The sequence below is a fragment of the Ruegeria sp. AA3 genome, assembly GCF_056542905.1.
In genome coordinates, this window is record NZ_JBQGAQ010000004.1 from 171,263 (window position 1) to 192,125 (window position 20,863).

Genomic DNA, 20,863 nt, shown 5'->3' on the forward strand with positions numbered 1-20,863 from the left:
GCGGCACGCATAACCCACCAATTGCTGGTCAGGTTCTATTTTTGCGAATAGGCCTCTGACCAGCTCTTGGTTTGGTATGTCTTAGCGGTCCTATGGATAGCATTCGATGGGGTTTCGGCCAGTTTCAAGGACGGCTTACGATGATGTCCGGAACGATACCGGCATTGTCGATTGCTGTTTCAATATCGTGTCCGGCAAAAAAACCGTAACCTGAGACCAAAGCCGACGCGATCCCTGCTGCGTTTGCGCCTAAAATATCTGTATGCAAGCTGTCGCCGACCATAAGAACGCGGGATTTGTCGATGGATCCCAGCCGTTTGAATGCCAGATCGAAAATGTTGCCGAACGGCTTTCCGAAGAATTCAGGGACCACACCAGTTCGGTCGGCGAGACGATGTGCGAACAGGCCAGGTTCAATTGAAAAGCCACTTTCTCGGGGGGCAACAATATCCGGGTTGCCGACCAATACAGGTCGCTGCCGCTTTGACAGAGCAGACTCCAACATGGCCTGACGCGCTTCGGTCCAGGCCGCAGACCCAATCATCAAAAATCCGTCGACCGCATCATAGGGTGTTGGATCTTCTTCCAGATAGGTCAGATTCAAACCTTCCAGATCGCGAAGTCCCGTGCTTGGTGTTGCCATCAACCCCCAGTGCAGCTCGCGTTGCAAATCAAGATTTGCAAGCAGCGTTGCGCGGCTGGTGATGACATCCTGCGAAGCAAAATCATAGCCAAGCCGAGTGTATTTCTCGATCAATGCCGCATGAGGGAACCCGGCAGCATTCGAAACCACAAGAACGCGCTTTCCCATGGCCTTTAGATTTGCGACCCGTTCAGGCGTACCGGGGATAGCGGTTTCACCAATGTTAAGAACTCCGAACGCATCCAAAAGGAAGACGTCAAACTCATCGGCTACATCTTCAAGTGTTTCGACCCGACGAAAGGACTGGCCAGTAGCGGCAGCAGAGGGCAGACGATGCCGCGCAGCTTCGTATGCATCGAACGCCTCTTCAATCGAGATTTGGCTCAAATGATCGCCCCCCGCACTTTGGCAGAGACCCATTCGCTGATCATCACGGCAATCAGGATGACAATCAGGATCAGGCTGACTTGCGGCCATGCCAGGACATTGAGCGAAGCCGATAGTTGCAGTCCGATACCCCCCGCACCAACCAGGCCAAGAACCGTGGATTCGCGGATGTTGATATCCCAGCGAAAAACGGCGATGCCTGCAAAGGCGGGCAGAATTTGTGGGACGATGCCATAAGCCATGATCTGCCAGCGCGATGCGCCGGTGGCCGTTATGGCCTCGACCTGAGTGTGGTCGATTTCTTCTATGGCTTCATAAAGCAGCTTGGCGCAAAACCCGATAGACCGGATCGCGATTGCTATAACACCTGCGAAAACCCCGGGACCGATGATTGCGATCAGCAGGAGGGCCCAGATCAACGAGTTGATCGAACGGGTTGAAACGATGATCAGAAGAGCAACAGGCCGGATGAAAACGGCCGAGGGCGTGGTATTGCGCGCAGCCAGAAAAGCGACTGGTACGGCAAGAAACAAGGCGATGATCGTGCCGAGCGTTGCAATATTCAGCGTGTCCCAGATCGGACGCCCCAATTGCGTAATATAGTCCCATTTTGGTGGTGTCGCACGGGTCCAGATGTCATTTGCGATGCGCGGTGCATCCCAGACAAAGAACCATGTCGTCGACGCCGAGATGATCTGCCAGCAATAGACAAAAACTGCGACGCCCAAAAGCCAGCCAAACCAGCGAACAAGGCTTTGTCCGGTCGTTCGTCTGCGCCAAATCTGCGTACCTTCCTGTTCCAGAACCGGCATTACTGTACCCTCGCGCGAATGATACCCGAGAGGTATTCGAGCGCCATGACGATCCCGATAATCAAGATCAGTATGGCGGCTGCGGTGTCGTATTCGTAGCGATCGAAGGCTGTGTTCAGCGTCGCTCCGATGCCACCCGCACCCACAAGCCCCAAGATGGCGCTTTCGCGGAAATTGATATCGATCCGGTACATTGAAAGACCAACCAGTCGCGGCATGACCTGAGGCTGCACGCCGTAATTGATCCACTGCATCCAGCGTGCGCCCGAGGCTTTGATGGCTTCAGCCTGCACTTTGTCCATGGCCTCGATATCTTCAGCCAGAAGTTTCGACAGAAACCCGATGGTGGCGAATGAGAGTGTTAGGAAACCTGCCAAAGGACCAAAGCCAAAGATCGCAACCAACAGGATCGCTACAATGATCTCTTGCAAGGCACGGCTGATGGCGACAATACCGCGGCAGATGACGTAGATGGGCAGAGGAGCGATGTTGCGTGCAGCACCCAGCCCGATCGGAATCGAAATCAGGATGCCCACAACAGACGCCGCAACAGTCATGACAATGCTTTCCAGCAGACCGCTCCAGATATCGCTCCAGCGTGATATAAAATCGGGGCTGGTGAAGGCGAGCACAAAGGCCCAGCCGCGATCCAGCCCTTCATAAACCCGACCCCAATCGACCTCGATGGTCAGAATGGCGGCAATCAGGTAGGCGACAAAACCTACAATCAGAGCCCAGCGGAGCATCGCGTTCTTAACAAACGGCGGTTTACGCCACCCCTTGCCAAGAACGTCATCAAGTTCGGTGTGGCTCATTCTGCGGCCTCGATCTCTTCGTCTTCGTCCACTTTTTCAATCGTGGCTTCCCAGTCTTCTTCACCGTAGATTTCGGTTAGTTTGTCGGGGGTAAGACCGGTGGGGAGGCCGTCATATACGATCTCGCCAAACCGAAGACCCACGACGCGCGGCACGAACATCTGCGCAAGCGCCACATCGTGAATGTTGATGATCGCTGCCAATCCGCGTTCCTGACAAAGCTCGGTAATCAACCGCATGATCTGACGGCTGGTTTTGGGGTCCAACGAGGCAGTTGGCTCGTCCACCAGCAAAAGTTTGGGGTTCTGAATCAGAGCGCGGCAGATGCCGACCCTCTGACGCTGACCGCCCGACAGTTCATCGGCGCGTTTGTCTGCCATATGCAGCAGTCCTACCCGATCCAGCAGACGAAAGGCTTCATCGACATCAGATTGAGGGTATCGCCGCAGGAAGCTGCGCCAAAAGCCGACATATCCCAACCGCCCTGACAGGACGTTTTCCATAACCGTCAGGCGTTCAACGAGCGCATATTCTTGAAAGATCATACCCATTTCGCGTCGCGCTTTGCGCAACCCACCTGAGCCAAGTTTGGTCAGGTCGGTCTCATCTAGCATGACAGCGCCACTTGTCGGCTCAACCAGTCGATTGATGCAGCGGATCATCGTGGATTTGCCTGCGCCGGATGGGCCGATCAAAGCAAGCACCTGTCCCTTGGGCACATCAAGATTGATTGCTTTTAGCGCCTGATCCCCGGTTTTGTAAGTTTTGGTAAGCTCTCGAAGCCGCAGCATTTAATACCCCTGTAAGGGTTGAGACGTGCCCGGAAGGGCCCGTCATTATAGTATCGGATTATTGGCAGGCGTAGGAAACGCCGTTTGCCGCATCAATCTTGCGGATCACGTCCCAGAATTCTTGATAGGTCATTTCGAGGAACTGGCCTTCGTTCGATTTTGAGAACTCAGCCTCAAGTGTTGTGCCGTCCCATTCAAAGCTAAAGAAAGCGTTGCGGATCTTCTCTTGCAGTTCCGGAGTCAGATTGTACACGGTGCCAAAGCCGGTCGTCGGGAAAGTCTGTGATTTGTAGATCGTGATGACGTCGTCTTCGTTGATCACATCTCGCGAGATCATCCGCGATTTGACCGAGTTTGCGATCGAAGCAGCCAGATAGTCCTTGTTGGCCACACCGAGGATCGAGTTGTCATGTTTGCCGGAATAGACTGGTTCGAAATCACGTTCGGGCAACAGATCAAAGTCGCTTTTCAGAATGGCCGACGGTGCCTTGAATCCCGAGTTCGAAGTGGGTGAGGTAAAGGCCAGTTGCTTGCCCTTGATGTCCTCGACCTTTTCGATACCAGAGCCTGGATAGGTAATGATCTCCATTTCATACCCGAAGTTACCATCTTTTGAGGCCATGATCGTGAAAGGACGGAACCCGGCGCAGTTCACCGCCAGCGGGTTCGAACCAGTGTTGAAACCCGCGATATGCAGGCGTCCAGACCGCATCGCTTCGATCTGGGCGGCGTTGTTCTGAACCGGGAAAAAGACAACATCTTTACCGGTTTCAGCTTTCAAATGGTCAAGAAAGTCCGACCACGCGGTTTTGTAAACGGCTGGGTCCTCGACCGGAGTGTAGGCGAAGATCAGTGTGTCGGGATCGATCTGTTCGGAAGGATCGGTGGGGATGTCCGCGATCAGATCACCGTCGGCATCGCAGAACCGTTCATCCAGATCACCGCGCGGACAATCCTGAGCCGACGCAGCCCCGCCCAACGACAAAAGTGCAAATGCTGATGCTCCGATCAGTAATTTGACGTCAATATTCATATTATTCCTCCCAGTTATGCGTGGCCGTCACTGTCCACAGTTAGTCGTTCTTTGAAATGGATTCTCCGATAAGAATGGCAACGCCGGCTGCATTGATAGAGCCCAGCAAATCACCTTTCGGCTTTGTGTCGGTGATGATGGAATCCAGCCCATCAAGGTCGCCCACCTGCGACAGGCCTTTGCGCCCGAATTTTTCTGAATCAATCAGCAAATGCCGTTTTGCTGATCGCGCCAACATCATTCGTTTGACCCCAGCAAATCCCTGCACTGTCTCAGACGGGCCCTCCGCCGAAATTCCGGATGCCCCGATCATGCATTGATCGACATTGAAACGGGACAGGTATTCGAGCGTATCAGTGCCAATAATGGCCGATTCCTCGGCAAGATACTCGCCTGGGCACAAGAGAACCTGGGTGGGCGAATGGCCGAGTGTCATCGCTACGGGGATTGAGTTTGTTATCACCGTGCACTCAGTTCCCTGATAAGAAAGCGCGCGCGCCATCTCAACCGTGGTCGAACCGGAATCAATCATCACCGTATCGCCATCCTGAATCAGCGCGGCCGCACATCTTCCAATTCGTTCACGCTCCTCCGTACGCGCATTGGTCCGTTCATCAAGACTTGGATATCGTCCCTGTGTGGGCGCAGATGCCCCGCCATGTGCGCGTGCGATCAGCCCGTCTTCTGACAAGGCATCGAAATCCCGGCGCACGGTTTCTGCCGACACATTGAACCGCTGCGCCAGCTCGCTGATCCGGACATGCGGGCGCAACTTCAGTTCAAGCAGGATCTCTCGACGGCGATCGGATTTTTTAACCCGAGCCTGACTTTTTTCAGACCTCATCCCGCGTGTTTCTGTTTTGGACATCCGGCAACCCGACTCGGCTTCACATTCACTTTTGTGGTGTTTCGGGCGTTTTGCAACTATTTCTGTTGCAAAACCCTCATATTGTTGTGAGACTTCGGAAAACATTGCCTCTTTCGAAGTCCCGGATCAATGTATGGATTGGCTGGTTGGCATCGCAGAGAACGGTAATTGAACGGACATACAGAATGCGCGATGGCCACGTTCGAGGAACAACGAAAGTTCGAAGGAAAAAGCACATAATACACCGGGAAAACCGGACGCAATGAACCAAACAGGGAGAGAAAATAATGAAGAGATTTACGTCTACCGCATTGGGCTCGCTAATCGCCCTTGCAGCTTCAATGTCAGCAGCCCAAGCAGACAAGCTGACTCTTTATTGCTCTGCTCAAGAGGATTGGTGCCAGCTGATGGCGCGCAGCTTTGAAGATGCGACCGGCATCGACGTCAACATGACACGTAAATCCTCGGGTGAGACATTTGCTCAGATTCGTGCTGAAAGCTCCAACCCTAAGGGCGATGTCTGGTGGGGTGGCACCGGTGATCCGCATCTTCAGGCCGCAGAAGAGGGTCTGACAATGGAATACGTCTCGCCCATGCGCGATCAGCTTCATGACTGGGCGATTTCTCAGGCTGAAAGTGCTGGTAACAGAACCATCGGCATCTATTCCGGTGCGCTTGGTTACGGCTACAATGCCGATCTTGTCGCCGCAAACAACCTGCCCGAACCGGCGTGCTGGAAGGATCTTTTGAAGCCCGAATACAAGGGTCATGTTCAGATGGCGAACCCAAATTCGTCAGGTACGGCCTACACGACACTTGCCTCAATGGTGCAGATTTTTGGCGAGGATGAGGGCTTTGACTTCATGAAAGGCCTGCATTCGAACATCAACCAATACACTAAATCGGGCTCGGCCCCGATCAAGGCTGCGGGGCGCGGCGAAAATACCATCGGTATTGTCTTTATGCATGACGCGGTAAAGCAGGCCGTGTCGGGTTTCCCGATCAAGGTCGTCGCGCCGTGCGAGGGAACTGGGTATGAGATTGGTTCGATGTCGATCATCGACGGAGCTCGCAACGAAGAAGAGGCCAAGAAGTTTTATGACTGGGCGTTGTCGCCCGAAGCACAGAACCTTGCCCTTCAGGTCAACGCATTTCAGGTGCCGTCAAACAAAGGCGCCGAGACGTCCGAAAGCGCTCCGGACATGAGCCAGATCAAGCTGATCGACTATGACTTCAAGAAATACGGCTCGTCGGATGAGCGCAAGCGCTTGCTGCAGAAATGGGACGAAGAGGTTTCGGTACTGCCGCAGTAAATGACTGACGACACGACAAAAACGACCCATCCGGTTCTGATCTTCTGGGTCATCGCCGGGTGGGTCGGATTCTGCCTGCTGCCGTGGTACATGGTTGACGGTGGCCTGTGGTCGTTCGAGTGGCTTCTGGACGGCTACCCTTTCGACGAAGATTATGCTCCAGCGGCCTTTCTGATCGGGCAGGGTGAAAAGCTGTGGCTTGCGCCGCTTCTTATCGCTCTACTGTTGCCGCTTTCGGTACTAAGGCGCGCCAAATCAGATCCGCTCTATGCGCGCATTCTGATCCTGTCAGGGGCGCTGGGCTTCGGCTGGCTGATCGCACAAGGCTTTAGCATCGGAATCCGAGGCTACAATTTCGATTGGCTGGAGTCCGTATTCGGAGAACTCGGGGATCGGCAATTCGGCATGGGCTATGGCGCGATGATCTGCGCGTCGAGTTTTCTGTTCCTTCTGACCCAGGGTGTCGCTGCACGTGGGGCGATTAACGGAGACGTCTTCGTGGTCAGCGCCATCGGTGGTGTGATCACCATCGTCACCGCGTTTGTATTCTTTCCCATCGCCAAGATGTTGTTTGCGGCCTTTGTGACGGAGGATGGCGCGTACTCCATCGCGGTTTTCTTCTCGAAGTTCTTTGACGACCGGCTTTGGGGGCTAGGATGTTTCTGGGGTGCGCGATGCGGGGCGGCCTGGAACTCACTATTCCTCGCCATTTTAGTTGGTTTCATCACCACGGCACTTGGCCTCTGCTTTGCGCTTGTCGTGACCCGCTCGGGCTTTCGCTACAAGCGCGCATTGCGCGCACTGACGGTTCTGCCGATCATCACGCCACCCTTTGTGATCGGTTTAGCGCTGATCCTGCTGTTTGGCCTTTCGGGCTCGGTCACGCAGTTCTTTGCTGAGCTATTCGGCACACAACCCACGCGCTGGCTGTATGGCATGCCGGGAGTTCTGATTGCTCAGACTTTGGCATTTACACCCATCGCCTTCCTTGTGCTGATTGGCGTCGTTGAAGGGGTGTCTCCTTCGATGGAAGAAGCGGCCCAGACATTGCGCGCGAACAGATGGCAGACCTTCAAAACTGTGTCCCTGCCGTTGATGCGCCCGGGCCTCGCCAATGCTTTCCTTTTGGGCTTCATCGAAAGCATGGCCGATTTCGGCAACCCACTTGTGCTGGGTGGCAATTTTGATGTGCTGTCGACCGAGATTTTCTTTGCAATTGTTGGTGCGCAATACGATCAGGGCCGCGCCGCGGTTCTGGCTATGGTGTTGTTGTTCTTCACGCTTTCTGCATTTTACGCGCAGCGGGCTTGGCTTGGTAAAAAGAGTTACACCACTGTCACCGGCAAGGGCGACGCAGGCGTACATCCATTGATGCCAACCGGCCTCTCCATCCCGGTGCTGACGGTCGCCCTTGGCTGGGCCGTATTTACCATCGTCGTTTATGCCATGATAGTATACGGCAGCGTGGTTGAATTGTGGGGGGTCAATAACTCCCTTACGTTCAAACACTACGTCACTGCCTTTTCGGTTCGGTTTGAAGCAGAGGGTATTCGCTGGACAGGAGCCGCATGGGACAGTTTCTGGACGACTATCACCATCGCTGCAATTGCTGCTCCACTGACGGCTGCCGTGGGGCTCGTGACGGCCTATCTTCTGACCCGGCAGAGTTTCGCGGGAAAAGACGCTTTTGAGTTCGGCACCATGCTATCCTTTGCCATCCCCGGCACCGTGATTGGCGTCAGCTACATTCTAGCCTTCAACGTACCACCGATCGAGATCACGGGCACTGGAGTCATCCTTGTTGTCAGCTTCATTTTCCGCAACATGCCAGTGGGTGTCCGGGCAGGCATTGCCAGCATGTCGCAATTGGATCGCAGTCTGGACGAGTCCTCGCTGACCCTTGGTGCAAATTCCTGGCAGACTTTCCGCCGGATCATCCTGCCGCTGTTGCGCCCGGCAATTCTGGCGGCGCTTGTTTACAGTTTCGTGCGGGCCATGACGGCGATTTCGGCAGTGATTTTTCTGGTCAGCGCGGAATATGACATGGCAACCAGCTATATCATCGGGCGGGTCGAGAATAACGACTATGGTCTCGCCATTGCCTATTCCACCACGCTGATCTTTGTGATGCTGTCTGTAGTTGCCTTGATGCAGCTGATCGTGGGTCGGACCAAGATCGGGCGGCGAATGACGCAGTCGCGGACCAATGTTTAGGAGAGTTTGACATGAGCCTGCAGTCCAAAGCCGCGCCGGTTCGGTTCGAGTCCGTGACGAAGATGTTCGGCAAGGATGTCGTTGCTGTCGACAACATTAACCTGCATGTCGAAGCTGGAAAGCTGGTCACGCTGCTGGGCCCTTCAGGCTGTGGCAAAACAACGACCCTGAGGATGATCGCAGGGCTCGAAATGGCAACCTCGGGCAAGATCACCATCGGGGATCGCGACGTGACCAAACTGCCCGCAACGGACCGGGACGTGTCGATGGTGTTCCAGTCATACGCTCTGTTTCCCCATATGAGTGTGCTTGAGAATGTTATGTATGGCCTCACGTTCTCGGGCTTTGCCAAAGACGAGGCCCGCAGCCGCGCTCTGGACGGTTTGGAGTTGGTTGGCCTGAAAGGTTTTGATGGCCGTTTGCCATCAGAGTTGTCTGGCGGACAGCAGCAGCGCGTCGCCGTTGCGCGGGCTTTGGTGTTAGAGCCACAGGTGCTGCTATTTGACGAACCTCTGTCTAATCTCGACGCGAAACTGCGCCGCCAGGTGCGCGAGGATATCAGGGCCATCCAACAGGATCTTGGCCTGACGGTCGTCTATGTGACACATGATCAGGAAGAGGCCTTGGCGGTATCAGACGAAATTGTCGTGATGCGGAATGCCGCCATCGCGCAGATCGGTACGCCACGCCAGCTCTACGATGCACCCAATGATCGCTTCGTTGCGGATTTTATTGGCGAAGCCAACTTGCTGGCTTGTCAGATCATCTCTGTCGAAGGGGATATGGCCACGATAGAGATCGAGGGCTACCGCCACACGCTGTCATCTCGCGATATGCCTCAGGGGCCCGCAACTGTCGCCATCCGACCCTCGCGTCTGGTGATCGGCGCCGAGCAGGGCATCGCCGCCACCGTCGCCAAGGCAACCTATGTTGGAGTTCGCATGGAGTACACTCTGACCGGAGCGTTCGGTCAGGTCTTCGCGGTGCACGACGATGTGGATGCACCGCTTGAACCCGGTGCAGAAATTCGGATGGGTTTTGCCGAGAAAGGACCCGTGCTTTTGCCCGAATAAATGCCCAAGCTTCTGATCATCACGCATCCCGAGGTCGTAATCGACCCCAACATTCCTGTAACGGATTGGGGGCTTAGTAAAACAGGGCGTCACCGCGCTTCCGCGTTTGCGAATGCCGAGATCTTCTCGGAGGTCTCTCAAATCTGGACCAGCACCGAGCAAAAGGCCCGCGATACGGCTGTGATTCTAGCGACGCCCCGAGACCTGCCGGTAAATCTAAATGCTGACCTTGGCGAAAATGACCGCAGCACCACCGGTTTTCTGCCGCGCGATGCTTTTGAAGCCGCTGCTGATGCTTTCTTTGACCACCCGGCTACCAGTTTTCACGGTTGGGAAACGGCAATAGAGGCTCAACAACGCATTCATCGGGCAACGATTTCGATTGTTGAAAAACAAGATGGCAACGACCTTGCCATTGTTACGCACGGGGCTGTCGGTACTCTGCTATGGTGCATCTTATCGGGCCGTCCCATTGACCGGAGATACGATCAACCCGCGCAAGGCCACTATTGGCAGGCCGATCTAAAGACGCTTGAACCGTTGAGCGGGTGGTGCTCGCTCGACTAGTCGCTCAGGTCTTCCATGCACGCTCGGCTATCTCGCGCAAGGTATCGAACACATCCGGTGTACCTGCAATCACCCGGCCGCCATTGCGGATCATGGCATCGGCATCCTGATCTTCGATCCTGCCGCCAGCTTCCGCGATCATCAACTGACCGGCCAGGCAGTCCCATGCGTTCATATGCTCTTCGACATAGCCCAGCAGCCGACCCGCAGCCACATAGGCCAATGACAGAGCGCCGCTGGCGTTTCGGTGAAACATCGCTCCATGTTCGATCAGATCTGCGATAATCGGAACAACTTGGCGGGCTTCGATGCGGTTCGAATATCCGGCAGCTACGGTTCCTTCCTCCAGCGCGACGCCTGAAGCGACCCGCATCGGGGCGTTATTCAGCGTTGCGCCTCCACCCCGGACGGCGACATAGCTTTCGTCGACATTTGGATCACGGATGACTCCAATCTGGGTCTGCGCATTTGACACACCGGCCAGAACGATGGTCCAGGCTGGAATCCCGTTAACAAAATTTGTCGTCCCGTCGATTGGGTCGATCACCCAATCAAACCCGCTTGTCCCTTTGCTTGCACCATGCTCCTCACCAAAAACTCCATCTTCGGGCCAAGCATCCCTGATCTTGTCGCGAATAAAGGTTTCAACGTTCCGATCTGCCTCGCTCACCCAGTCCTGAGCGCCCTTTTGGTCGACCAGCAGCGCATCCCGATTTGCAAAATACTCGGCCGCGACTTTTCCCGCTTCCTGGCAAGTCATAACCGCAAATTCTTTTCGCTCAGAAAGTTGCAACATGGGTGCCCCTGCATTTGATGAGTAGAATGTGCACCTTGGCGGATGTGGTATCGGCTGACAACAACCTTGGGAGTATGTTTTTCAATTCTTTGAAATGCGCATTGATCAGCTCAGAGGAGCAAGTGTCGCATGTAGATCGGTCACATTTGTGAACATCGGTGAATGACTGAATTCTGCCTTATCCAACCGAATGCGCGGAAAGGTTTGGGTCATATATCGGACAACTTCTTCAACCTCGATTGTGATCGCGTAGCGCCCCAGGCAAGAGAATACACCACCCCCGAAATTCAGATGAACTGGCTGCCCAGCACGTTCGAGAGAAAATTTTTCAGGCTCCGGGTAATAGCGCTCATCCCAATGGGCAGCCCCGATATTTGCAAAGACCGGTGTGCCCTTGGCGATATGCACGCCATCGATTTCTACGTCCTCCAGTGCTTCGCGAGAGGTTGAGATTGACCGTGGGTGGATACGCATAACTTCGTTCACGGCAATCGGAATTGCGTCAGGATCTTCGCGCAGCCTTTGCCAGATAGCGGGGCGTGAGGCCAGTTCGATAATGGTGCTTGCGATTTGATGAGAGGAGTTGTCGGTATTCGCCTCTGCCAGTTTGATAACCCAATTCCGAAGATCGTCATCCGTAAACTCACCATTGTTCGCTGCCCGGACCAAATCCGAAATCAGATTGTCAGAAGGGGCTTCGCGCGCGGCAGCAATCCGTGCCTCCGCATAATCAAGCAGGCTTTCAAACGCCTCGACAATTTCCGGCGTCTTTTCCGAATCTCGCGTATGAACTTGCTGAACCGTGTGCGACGTCCTGGCGATATAGGACGCGTCGCCTTTGTCCGCACCGACCCAATAACAATAGACCCGCGACGGCGTGGGATCACAAAGTGCTTCGATCAGGTCGACTCTGGTATGCGTCGGGATGTCAGAAATGATGTCAGCGACAACATCCTTAATGTCTTGCCGGAACGCCTCAGAGGCGTGCGGGCTCATCAGGCGCGCTATCGGCTGTCGTAATTTGCGCCGTTTATCACCGCGGTTGTAAAAGGATATAGACTCACGTTTGTAACTTAAAGCACGTCCTTCCGGCAGGCCCAACAGATGCATCAACTTTGGATGTCCTGTGCCAAATCGACGATCCAGGATCATGTTCCTGCAAATGTCATAGTCCAAAATTTCCACGCCGCGTTTACTACGGGCGATGCGCCATTTCCGTGCATGCTCAGCAAGGGTTTGAAACGGTCGCTTCTGATACGCTTCCGATGAAAAGTCTATCTCGGGTAGTTCGGAGATTGATAGCATATCGATTGCCCCAGAGTAGTCGACTTACCAGTGCGTGTCCTTTTTCAGACTGGCGTATCGCTACAATGGACCACAGAACGGCTCTTGGGCAAACTTCGTAACGATTACGGAAGGGTTCTGCGCGCAGCCAATTCGTTTCTTTGGCGATTATCCCCGTTAAAGCTAGCAATCAGCTCGTTAAAAACGTGCCTTCACTTTGGGTCATACAGATATCCGATGCCTCGCACAGTTCTGATGATCTCGGGCTTTTCCGGGTTGGATTCAAGTTTTCGGCGAAGACGGGAAATCCTGATATCGATACTGCGATCAAATGGATCCCAGGATCGATCATGGGCCTGTTCAAGCAGCTGGTCGCGGTTCAGAACGCGTCCCTTGTTTTCGGCGAATACCTTGATCAGGTTGTATTCCATAGCGGTCAGCTGAACTTCGGAACCATCAGCGGCCAGAAGTTTGGCCGCGTCTTTATCCAATGTAAAATCGCCAAATGGTGCTCCGTTGATGTCGGGGGCTTCCTTGGTCGCCGTTTCATGTATTGCTTCGCGCCGGAGTATCGCCTTGATCCGGGCTTCAAGTTCCCGAAGGTCAACAGGTTTGCCCAGATAATCATCTGCCCCCATCTCCAATCCGACGATGCGATCGATAACGTCGCCTGCTGCAGTCAACATGATAACAGGTGTTGTATTCTCAGGGCGCAAGGATCGAAGTATTGAAAGGCCATCTTCCTTTGGCATGTTGATATCCATGACAATGACGTCGACCCCGTTCGCAGACAGTATCTGCCTCAGCTCATCTCCGCCTGATGCTGCCGAAACCTCATATCCACGCTTGCCCAGATATTCCTGAAGCATTTCACGCACATCGACTTCGTCATCGCACACCAGGATATGCGTTCTCTTTTCATCCATCGGTTGCTTCCTTCCCTTCGGCAAGCAAATTGCCCACGAGGGTTCTGAGTTCCATAGGCGAAACGGGTTTCTCGAGATGAGGCAAGCCGGATTCACCAAGCAATGCTTGCGAAGCCTGCCCCATCGTATCCCCGGTCACATAGGCCGTTCTGTTCAGCATGTGCGGAAATTCGGCAACCAGAGCCTGATAGATCTTTCGTCCATCAACACCCGGCATATTCAAGTCACTCAGGAATACGTCATAGTTTTGTGAGCGAAGATTGCGCAATGCTTCCTCACCGGATGAGACGAAATCGACGTCAAAACCTTCTCTTCTCAGAATCTCTGCGTGCAGCTCACCAACTTCAACTTCATCATCCACCACCAATGCCTTCAAAGACAGTGAAGAAGAAATTGAATCTTTCGGCTCATCTTCCATAAACTCGCTCTGTGCCCCGATAGGCAGCAAGATCCGCATACAGGTGCCAGTACTGTCGCTCTGATCAAGCCGGATCTGACCGCCATGAGACAGTATGATCCTGTGGCAAAACGCGAGACCAATACCGGTGCCTTCTCCAACTTCCTTGGTGGTGAAGAACGGTTCAAAGATTCGGGCGCGAATGGCCTTGGGGATTCCCGGGCCATTGTCCTTTACCGTCAACTCGACCATGCCTGAATCAAACCTCGGCCGCGCTGAAAGCTCGATCAGGTCACCGCGCTCAGATGACCTCATGGCCTGTTCCGCATTAATGATCAGATTGATGATAACTTGGGTGATCTGATCGGCATCCGCGGCAACCGGTGGCAAATCAGCAGGAATTTTCTGCACAACGCGGATTCCATCTGATGGCGTACCATACCCAACGACATCCGCCGCAGTCGCGATCAGCCCGGCAACATCGACATCCTCGATATTGCTGGGTTGCTGGCGCGCCATTGCCAGGAATGTTTTAACGATTTTCGCGCAGCGCTCGGCCGCATTGCTGATCTTCTCGATTCTGGCGGTCAGATCGGGGTCGGTAATTTCGTCCTTGAGCATGAGAGAATGCCCAACAACCACGGAAAGCGGATTGTTTAGCTCATGGGCCACGCCAGCAAGAAGTTCGCCAAGCGCTGACATCTTCTCATTCTGGAAAAGCATCTCGCGTTGCTTTGCGAGCTCTTCTTCAATCGCCAGTTCATCTGTCAGATCTCGTGTGTTCGAGACGATGACTTCTTCGCCGTTGAATTCGATCAGGCGGGAAGAATCTGCAGCCCAAAACTTTCTTCCATTTGCATCAATAAACTCCATCCGCCGATCTTTGAGAGATCCCGCTTCGCGAAGGTCTTTCAGGTATCGCTGACGTTCTGTCGGATCAGCATAGTAAGATTTGGAACTGCGGGCAGGACCAAACAGAGCCTTTATTTCCGGCGTTGCAAACAGGACCTCACCTGTCTCCGCATGCGTCATGTTGATCGCGGCGGGATACGCTTCCATCACCTGCCTGATCAAAGCATCGGCTTCCTGCTGAACCGTAAGATCAATAATGCTGGTAACGATTACTTCTTCGCCTTTGTAATCGATCAGCTGCGAAGAAATTGAGGCCGGAAAAATCTTTCCATTGGCATTGCACAAATCGAGCTTGAAGTTTTCGACATGACCATCCGCCAACAGCAAGGTTACAAAATCCGCGCGCTCCTCAGGCTTGGCGTAATGCTCCCGCGCGAACTTAGAGGCGCCAAACATCTGAAGGGCGGCGGGTGTGCGATACAGGATCTGGCCATCGCCAATGCGCGCCATCGTCACGACTGCAGAACTGGCATCCAGCACCTTCCTGATCAGAAGGTCTCCGTCGCGTTCTTCAGCCTCGGCCTGCTTGCGATCTGTAATATCCTCGCGCGTAACAACAAAGCCGCCAAGATTGGTGGGATGGACCGACACCAGATAAGTTCGACCGTCCGTTTCGGCCAGTTCATAATCCTGAATGAACTCGATCCCGTTGGCCAATCGGTCCGAGACCCACTGTTCTTCATTGCCGATGGCGTCAGCATAAATCCCGCGCCGCGCTGTTTCGCGCATCAGGATTTCCCAGTCTAGTCCGGGCTTTAACAGGTCCGCGACACCCTTGTTCATCTCGGCATAGCGCTGGTTGAACATGAGCAGGCGACGGTCGTCATCATAAAGGGCGAACCCTTCCTTAAGAGACTCGATTGCATCGCGCAGAAGGTCCCTTGCCTTCTCGATTTCCTGAAAATCGCTCGCCATGTCCATCGTCATCCTATTTTTTTACGGTATCATTGTTTCAGCGCCATTTCAAAATCAGCATCTAATGTTTCAATTGTTTCAAACCGGTCGGGGTGGCGCAAATTCCGGCCGTAATTTCTCATGTTTCAGAGACAGATAGCGCGTTGTGTGACCTGCTTCACAGAGCAACAACTGAAACACTTTGCGCTTATTTCGGAAATTTCAATGAAACAATGAACCGTCAGTTATTGCTCATCTCAAACGCAAGTGAGTAAGTACGATGACGATTTCATTTAGGTCTACCGAAGCAAGCAATGCACCGATTGTCGCATTGCATTCCGCCGCATCCAGCAGCGCTCAGTGGAGCCAACTGGAAGCCGATCTTGACGGTCGCTTTGATGTTCATGCCTTTGATCTGCCCGGCTATGGTCGTGCACCTTTGGCGAGCGATCACAGCCAAAATGGGGCGGCAATTTCGGCGGCCTCCGTAATCAGAGAAATTGAAAAGCTGGGCAGCGCGGTTCATTTGGTCGGTCACTCGAACGGTGGCGGCATCGCAATCAAAATCGCCCTGATGCGCCCTGATCTGGTCAAAAGCCTGACTGTCTATGAACCGGCCGCGTTTCATTTTCTGGCTCATGGGAACAACAAAGGACGTCGCTTGTTTCAACAGATCAAGCTTTTGTCTGGGTTGGTATCTGGCGCTGCTGCCGAAGGTGATGCGGCCGCAGGAATGCAGCATTTCCTTGATTTCTGGAACGGAGACGGTTTTTGGGACAACCTGCCCGACAAGGCCAAAAAGAAATTTGCGGGCCTGATTTCCTCAGTCATGACGGATTTTGCCAACGGGTTTGCCGAGAGTTGGACGTTAAAGGATCTGGCCAATCTCGAGATGCCAGCCCTGGTGATGACCGGTCTGGAATCCCCTGAGATCGCTCAGAATGTCGCCGTGGCCATCGCCAAGACGTTGCCCAATGCACGTATCGCATTGTTGCCCGAGCTTGGACACATGGCGCCAATCTTCCAGCCGGAATGGGTCAATTCAAGAATCTTCGAGCATGTTGCCAATGCCGAGCGGCCGATCGCCGATTTCAGCTGGCCTGATCTCGAAGCTGCATAACTCAAACGCATTCAGAAGATGCGGCTATTTTGAAACCGCTGATCTAGGGTCAGCACAACACCCGGAGGACATCAATCATGAGTATTCAATCAACCATCGCACCCACAGCGGATTACACGGCAATCAAAGCCAAACAGAACGCAGCGTGGGGTGCCGGAGATTACAGCAAGGTCGGGGTCACGCTGCAGATAACCGGTGAAGAGCTTGCCGAAGCTATGGACATGCGCGCCGACTCAACGATCCTTGATGTGGCAGCGGGAAACGGCAACGCAACACTGGCCTTTGCCAGACGCTTTTGCGACGTAACCTCAACCGATTATGTCGAAAGCCTGCTGGAAGCCAGCGGCAAGCGTGCCCAAGCCGAGGGTCTGTTCGTAAACTACAAGGTCGCAGACGCCGAGAACCTGCCCTTTGATGATCAGTCATTCGACGCGGTAGTGTCCACATTCGGGGTAATGTTTACACCTAATCAAAAACAATCCGCTGCCGAACTTCAGCGGGTCGTTAAGGCGGGTGGAAAAATCGGCATGGCCAATTGGACCCCAGAAAGCTTTATCGGGCAACTGTTTAAAACGATTGGCAAGCATGTGCCGCCACCTGCGGGCGTGAACTCTCCGGCGATGTGGGGAAGCCGGGATTGGATCGATCAGAATTTCGGTACTCGGTGCGCGGTAAAATCGTTTCGGCGCAAGAACTTCATGTTCCGCTACCGGTCAGTCGAGCATTTCATGGAATATTTCCGCACGTTCTACGGCCCGATGCAAAAAGCATTCGAAGCGTTGGATGCCGAAGGTCAGACATCATTGCGCAATGACATGATGACGCTGATCAAAAGGTTCGACATCTCGACCAACGATTCACTGTGCATTTCTTCCGAGTATGCCGAGATTATCGTCGAACGCCGCTGACATAGTTTTTAGAACCATGACGCCCTTCGGCAAAGCTCCGAATGGCGTCAGAATGCAGCGACGGCAGCAGACTTGAATTGAACTGGGTAGAATTTGTAGTCTTTGACAATGGGAGCGCTTCCCTATTCGTACTATTTTGAAAGGGTATTGGTATGGCTGAACGCACGCTCTATGAGAAGTACGGGGGATTTTCGCAGGTTAGCAAGATCGTCCTCTCTTTCTACGATACCCTTCTTGATAACGATGACATCGGGCCATTCTTCGACGAGGTCGATATGTCCCGGATGGTTGATCACCAGACTAAATTCATTGCTTCCCTGCTTGGCGGACCAGCGTCTTATACAGACAAACAGCTGAAACAGCTGCACTCACATCTCGATATCAACGACGCTCATTTTGATGAGCTTGAAGTGGTGCTGCGTGCGACCTTGATTGATCACGGTGTGGCCGACGAGGATGTCGAGGCAGTTGTCGCAGAGTTCGCCAAACGCCGCCCATTGATTGTCGGGTGACCCATGAAGATAGAAGCCATTAATGAACAGCTCCTGCGCGCAATCGGCGTAGGGGTCGCGCTACTGGATCGTAAATCATTGCGTTTCAATTTTCGCAATGACACGTTTGACGACTGGTTCAGCAACGAAGCAGAGCCAAATCAGTTGCAGGAGCTTTTTCCTGATCTGGATGCCGAGGCCATGCAGACTGCCCTTGAGGATAACGGGCGATACGCATCGGAGATCAAGTTCAAAAAGAAACGCAGGACGCTGATCATCGCACTCGATTTCACTTCCACCAAAGACGACGTCCTGGTTCTTGTCTGTCAGAACATCACGCGGATCAAGGAGTTGGAATCTATGATCGATTCCTATTCGATGATGGTCGAGCGCAACACAAGAGAGATCAAACGCGAAAAAGAGCAGGTGGAGAAACTGCTTCTCAACATCATGCCTCGTTCGGTCTATGAAGAATACAAAACCTTTGGTGTGGTGACGCCACAGCTGTACAACCCTGTCTCTGTTCTGATGCTGGATTTTGTGGGCTTCACGGAAATGGTCGCCTCACAGGACCCCAGCGTGACCGTCACAGAACTGAACGACATATACAGCGCGTTTGATCGTATAGGTGAGCAATTCGGTTGCGAGCGCATCAAAACGATCGGAGACGCGTATATCACTGTGGCGGGATTGCCTGATCCGACACCGGATCACACCAAGGCAATCGCCAACACAGCCATCCGATTTGTGCGCTATCTGAACCGGCGCAATCTGAGCCATCCGCATCAATGGCATTGCCGGGTTGGTCTGTCTTCGGGTTCGGTTGTGGGCTCGGTCGTCGGAATTCAGAAGTATGTTTACGACATATTTGGACCTGCCGTGAACCTCGCTTCACGGTTGCAGGAATTCTCCGAGCCGATGGAAATCAGTGTTCAGGGCGAAGTCGCACATGTCCTGAAGGACCAATTCGATCTCGAAAATATTGGGGTCAGAACGATCCGAGGATTTGGTGAACAGGAAGTCTGGCGGCTTTCGGACAGCAGCTGAATGCAGCACCCTTGCCATCTTGGCTAACGGTAGATCAACTGAGTTGCACCTTCACAAAGTACGAAACGGTATTTCAACGCGCGTTTTGGTCACTCGAACTCCATGTAGTTCATCATATCGCGGCGTTGCTTGGCAAATACGATCAAATGGGAGAACACATCGTTTACAGTCGGCGTGAGCTTTGATGTTTGATCGCTACAAATCGCAATAAAAATCGTCACTCCTGTGCGATTGTTCCAACGGATTGGTTTGTCGCAATCAACGTCGATCCATTAATTCCAAAGAATGGTATTGGCGGCGCAAAAGTCCCACTTCAATGGTCCAGAGCTAGTCAATGTCGCAGAGCCTAGTAGTAGACATAAACACCGTCGCAACGGTTTTCTCTCATCATCTTAGCAGAACCGAAGGTACACTACACCTGGGTGAAGCCGGGATAGACGGAGGAGCAACTGGATGCCCAGTCGAAGAGGTTCGGCATGAAAATGGATTGTCGGATGATACCAAAGCTATTGCGTTTCATTGGAAGTCATCAGAGGATTGAAGCTGGTGGCGTTTTGCGGCGTCGAGAATGGCGCAAATCTACCTGCAGGGTGCGGCTAAAACCATAACCCAAGTACGATCAGCCGCTTCATAAAGCGCGAACTCCTTGGCTTTGCGAGAAAGCAGGTTAGCTCGATGTCCCGGTGATTTCGACCATGCTGCCATCACAGCGTCCAAACCGTTTTGTCCCTTGGCAATGTTTTCAGCCACAAAACACCAGTTGTAGCCTGTTTTGCGCACCCGTTCGCCCACGTCAGACCCGTTAGAGCCGGTATGCGAAAAGAACCCCCTCTTCACCATGTCATCGGCATGCGACTTGGCGGCTTGCTCCAACTTTGGGTTGTAACCTAGTGCTGGAACACCTTGACCGCCGCGAAACGCATTCAGCTCGTTTGTAGCCAATTTGTCGGCCATGAGAGCCGAGGGGAGCAGAAGTGCCATGGATAACAACAGGCGTAGCATCTTATGTGTGCCCGTAACTTTACTCAGTAATTTGAGTACCTGAAATTGACCACGGCATCGTTTTGAATTGCGCAGTGAGCTTTTATGTAGGAGCGGGCATCGGTACTATCGCTGGATCTCGCGACTTCCAAATCAATTAAATCAATCCCGTCTGCATTTGTCGTGTACGAGAGTGTGCGTTGGAAATCCACGGCGTAGTAGCCCTGATTAGTCATTGCGGCATGCGTTCGGTGCATACAAAGCCCGACTGCGTTTTCCTCTGGAGAAAGACTTGGGTGCTTCTGATAATGCGACCCATGATGGTGGTGATGCCGCGCAATGGATGCCCCTAAAACCCCGAGTGCGACACCTGCGATAACGTCTCCAGCATCACTGGCATTCGCGGTTGTTGGCTTTAGACCGGTCGTAGCGAACAAGGCAAAGGTGATCCCCATGCAGAGAGTTCTGTTAAACATTGGGCCGCTTCCTCGAAATTGGCATGGTATGCGTTGTCAGATATCCGCACCTGTAAGGCTAAGCTAGATTGCACGTTTCGGACCAGCTTTTTTGACTAAATTCGTGTCGATGGCT

General features: G+C 53.4%; 20 protein-coding genes. 8 read left to right on the forward strand and 12 right to left on the reverse strand.

Annotated elements, in window-relative coordinates; translation table 11 throughout:
- Positions 1–124 precede the first annotated feature (124 nt).
- Genes ACR0JR_RS09380 through ACR0JR_RS09405 form a run of 6 tightly spaced genes read right to left on the reverse strand, consistent with a single transcriptional unit; the run spans position 125 to position 5,349 of the window.
- Entirely contained in the window at positions 125–1,063 is a 939-nt protein-coding gene (locus tag ACR0JR_RS09380; protein ID WP_480455939.1) for a TIGR01459 family HAD-type hydrolase, read from the reverse strand.
- Positions 1,027–1,842: a phosphonate ABC transporter, permease protein PhnE gene (phnE, locus tag ACR0JR_RS09385; RefSeq protein ID WP_010438311.1), complete on the reverse strand. Its 816-nt coding sequence runs from the start codon at positions 1,840–1,842 to the stop codon at positions 1,027–1,029. Before phnE (ACR0JR_RS09385) ends, ACR0JR_RS09380 begins: the two co-directional genes overlap by 37 nt.
- Positions 1,842–2,657 carry a phosphonate ABC transporter, permease protein PhnE gene (gene phnE / locus ACR0JR_RS09390; protein WP_170774567.1) on the reverse strand — a complete coding sequence of 272 codons (816 nt, stop codon included), beginning with the start codon at positions 2,655–2,657 and terminating at the stop codon, positions 1,842–1,844. The genes phnE (ACR0JR_RS09385) and phnE (ACR0JR_RS09390) overlap by 1 nt, the downstream gene beginning before the upstream one ends.
- A complete protein-coding gene (phnC, locus tag ACR0JR_RS09395; protein WP_480455940.1) occupies positions 2,654–3,448 on the reverse strand; it encodes a phosphonate ABC transporter ATP-binding protein in 795 nt (264 codons plus the stop codon). The genes phnE (ACR0JR_RS09390) and phnC overlap by 4 nt, the downstream gene beginning before the upstream one ends.
- A gap of 58 nt (positions 3,449–3,506) precedes the next feature.
- Positions 3,507–4,481 carry a phosphate/phosphite/phosphonate ABC transporter substrate-binding protein gene (phnD, locus tag ACR0JR_RS09400; RefSeq protein ID WP_170471462.1) on the reverse strand — a complete coding sequence of 325 codons (975 nt, stop codon included), beginning with the start codon at positions 4,479–4,481 and terminating at the stop codon, positions 3,507–3,509.
- A gap of 40 nt (positions 4,482–4,521) precedes the next feature.
- Positions 4,522–5,349, reverse strand: coding sequence for a DeoR/GlpR family DNA-binding transcription regulator (locus ACR0JR_RS09405; protein ID WP_480455941.1), 828 nt, complete (start codon positions 5,347–5,349; stop codon positions 4,522–4,524).
- A gap of 287 nt (positions 5,350–5,636) precedes the next feature.
- Here ACR0JR_RS09405 and ACR0JR_RS09410 point away from each other — a divergent pair, with 287 nt between their 5' ends.
- Genes ACR0JR_RS09410 through ACR0JR_RS09425 form a run of 4 tightly spaced genes read left to right on the forward strand, consistent with a single transcriptional unit; the run spans position 5,637 to position 10,516 of the window.
- Positions 5,637–6,662: an ABC transporter substrate-binding protein gene (locus tag ACR0JR_RS09410; RefSeq protein ID WP_010438296.1), complete on the forward strand. Its 1,026-nt coding sequence runs from the start codon at positions 5,637–5,639 to the stop codon at positions 6,660–6,662.
- Complete coding sequence (locus ACR0JR_RS09415) at positions 6,663–8,876, forward strand: ABC transporter permease (protein ID WP_010438293.1); 2,214 nt, start codon at positions 6,663–6,665, stop codon at positions 8,874–8,876.
- An 11-nt stretch (positions 8,877–8,887) separates the two neighbouring features.
- Entirely contained in the window at positions 8,888–9,949 is a 1,062-nt protein-coding gene (locus ACR0JR_RS09420; RefSeq protein WP_010438291.1) for an ABC transporter ATP-binding protein, read from the forward strand.
- Entirely contained in the window at positions 9,950–10,516 is a 567-nt protein-coding gene (locus ACR0JR_RS09425) for a histidine phosphatase family protein (RefSeq protein ID WP_480455943.1), read from the forward strand.
- Positions 10,517–10,520: 4 nt separating this feature from the next.
- On the opposite strand, the gene ACR0JR_RS09430 is transcribed toward ACR0JR_RS09425, so the two are convergent.
- The 4 genes from ACR0JR_RS09430 to ACR0JR_RS09445 form a co-directional block, all read right to left on the reverse strand.
- A complete protein-coding gene (locus ACR0JR_RS09430) occupies positions 10,521–11,312 on the reverse strand; it encodes an inositol monophosphatase family protein (RefSeq protein WP_480455944.1) in 792 nt (263 codons plus the stop codon).
- A 105-nt stretch (positions 11,313–11,417) separates the two neighbouring features.
- Positions 11,418–12,464, reverse strand: a complete 1,047-nt coding sequence (locus tag ACR0JR_RS09435) for a cytochrome P450 (protein WP_480455945.1) — start codon at positions 12,462–12,464, stop codon at positions 11,418–11,420.
- Between the two features lie 344 nt (positions 12,465–12,808).
- Complete coding sequence (locus ACR0JR_RS09440; RefSeq protein ID WP_010438283.1) at positions 12,809–13,522, reverse strand: response regulator; 714 nt, start codon at positions 13,520–13,522, stop codon at positions 12,809–12,811.
- Complete coding sequence (locus ACR0JR_RS09445; RefSeq protein WP_480455946.1) at positions 13,515–15,746, reverse strand: ATP-binding protein; 2,232 nt, start codon at positions 15,744–15,746, stop codon at positions 13,515–13,517. Before ACR0JR_RS09445 ends, ACR0JR_RS09440 begins: the two co-directional genes overlap by 8 nt.
- A 259-nt stretch (positions 15,747–16,005) precedes the next feature.
- Between ACR0JR_RS09445 and ACR0JR_RS09450 the strand changes: the two genes are divergently transcribed.
- From ACR0JR_RS09450 to ACR0JR_RS09465, 4 genes are all read left to right on the forward strand, one after another.
- Positions 16,006–16,845, forward strand: a complete 840-nt coding sequence (locus tag ACR0JR_RS09450; protein ID WP_480455948.1) for an alpha/beta fold hydrolase — start codon at positions 16,006–16,008, stop codon at positions 16,843–16,845.
- Positions 16,846–16,922: 77 nt separating this feature from the next.
- A complete protein-coding gene (locus ACR0JR_RS09455; RefSeq protein ID WP_480455950.1) occupies positions 16,923–17,753 on the forward strand; it encodes a class I SAM-dependent methyltransferase in 831 nt (276 codons plus the stop codon).
- A 152-nt stretch (positions 17,754–17,905) separates the two neighbouring features.
- Positions 17,906–18,265: a group I truncated hemoglobin gene (locus tag ACR0JR_RS09460; protein ID WP_010438274.1), complete on the forward strand. Its 360-nt coding sequence runs from the start codon at positions 17,906–17,908 to the stop codon at positions 18,263–18,265.
- 3 nt (positions 18,266–18,268) lie between these two features.
- Positions 18,269–19,291 carry an adenylate/guanylate cyclase domain-containing protein gene (locus tag ACR0JR_RS09465; protein ID WP_480455952.1) on the forward strand — a complete coding sequence of 341 codons (1,023 nt, stop codon included), beginning with the start codon at positions 18,269–18,271 and terminating at the stop codon, positions 19,289–19,291.
- A 579-nt stretch (positions 19,292–19,870) separates the two neighbouring features.
- Here the strand turns inward: ACR0JR_RS09465 and ACR0JR_RS09470 are convergent.
- Complete coding sequence (locus ACR0JR_RS09470) at positions 19,871–20,245, reverse strand: CAP domain-containing protein (protein WP_480434958.1); 375 nt, start codon at positions 20,243–20,245, stop codon at positions 19,871–19,873.
- A 71-nt stretch (positions 20,246–20,316) separates the two neighbouring features.
- Complete coding sequence (locus tag ACR0JR_RS09475; RefSeq protein ID WP_480455953.1) at positions 20,317–20,748, reverse strand: hypothetical protein; 432 nt, start codon at positions 20,746–20,748, stop codon at positions 20,317–20,319.
- Between the last annotated feature and the right edge of the window lie 115 nt (positions 20,749–20,863).

Bases quoted from the DNA above. Each gene is read 5' to 3' on its own strand.
- ACR0JR_RS09475 (WP_480455953.1), bottom strand. From the start codon at position 20,748: ATGTTTAACAGAACTCTCTGCATGGGGATCACCTTTGCCTTGTTCGCT.
- ACR0JR_RS09420 (WP_010438291.1), top strand. From the start codon at position 8,888: ATGAGCCTGCAGTCCAAAGCCGCGCCGGTTCGGTTCGAGTCCGTGACG.
- ACR0JR_RS09415 (WP_010438293.1), top strand. From the start codon at position 6,663: ATGACTGACGACACGACAAAAACGACCCATCCGGTTCTGATCTTCTGG.
- ACR0JR_RS09435 (WP_480455945.1), bottom strand. From the start codon at position 12,464: ATGATCCTGGATCGTCGATTTGGCACAGGACATCCAAAGTTGATGCAT.
- phnE (WP_170774567.1), bottom strand. From the start codon at position 2,657: ATGAGCCACACCGAACTTGATGACGTTCTTGGCAAGGGGTGGCGTAAA.
- ACR0JR_RS09465 (WP_480455952.1), top strand. From the start codon at position 18,269: ATGAAGATAGAAGCCATTAATGAACAGCTCCTGCGCGCAATCGGCGTA.
- ACR0JR_RS09450 (WP_480455948.1), top strand. From the start codon at position 16,006: ATGACGATTTCATTTAGGTCTACCGAAGCAAGCAATGCACCGATTGTC.
- ACR0JR_RS09470 (WP_480434958.1), bottom strand. From the start codon at position 20,245: ATGGCCGACAAATTGGCTACAAACGAGCTGAATGCGTTTCGCGGCGGT.
- ACR0JR_RS09380 (WP_480455939.1), bottom strand. From the start codon at position 1,063: ATGGGTCTCTGCCAAAGTGCGGGGGGCGATCATTTGAGCCAAATCTCG.
- phnE (WP_010438311.1), bottom strand. From the start codon at position 1,842: ATGCCGGTTCTGGAACAGGAAGGTACGCAGATTTGGCGCAGACGAACG.
- phnD (WP_170471462.1), bottom strand. From the start codon at position 4,481: ATGAATATTGACGTCAAATTACTGATCGGAGCATCAGCATTTGCACTT.
- ACR0JR_RS09430 (WP_480455944.1), bottom strand. From the start codon at position 11,312: ATGTTGCAACTTTCTGAGCGAAAAGAATTTGCGGTTATGACTTGCCAG.
- ACR0JR_RS09455 (WP_480455950.1), top strand. From the start codon at position 16,923: ATGAGTATTCAATCAACCATCGCACCCACAGCGGATTACACGGCAATC.
- ACR0JR_RS09410 (WP_010438296.1), top strand. From the start codon at position 5,637: ATGAAGAGATTTACGTCTACCGCATTGGGCTCGCTAATCGCCCTTGCA.
- ACR0JR_RS09405 (WP_480455941.1), bottom strand. From the start codon at position 5,349: ATGTCCAAAACAGAAACACGCGGGATGAGGTCTGAAAAAAGTCAGGCT.
- ACR0JR_RS09425 (WP_480455943.1), top strand. From the start codon at position 9,950: ATGCCCAAGCTTCTGATCATCACGCATCCCGAGGTCGTAATCGACCCC.
- ACR0JR_RS09460 (WP_010438274.1), top strand. From the start codon at position 17,906: ATGGCTGAACGCACGCTCTATGAGAAGTACGGGGGATTTTCGCAGGTT.
- phnC (WP_480455940.1), bottom strand. From the start codon at position 3,448: ATGCTGCGGCTTCGAGAGCTTACCAAAACTTACAAAACCGGGGATCAG.
- ACR0JR_RS09445 (WP_480455946.1), bottom strand. From the start codon at position 15,746: ATGGCGAGCGATTTTCAGGAAATCGAGAAGGCAAGGGACCTTCTGCGC.
- ACR0JR_RS09440 (WP_010438283.1), bottom strand. From the start codon at position 13,522: ATGGATGAAAAGAGAACGCATATCCTGGTGTGCGATGACGAAGTCGAT.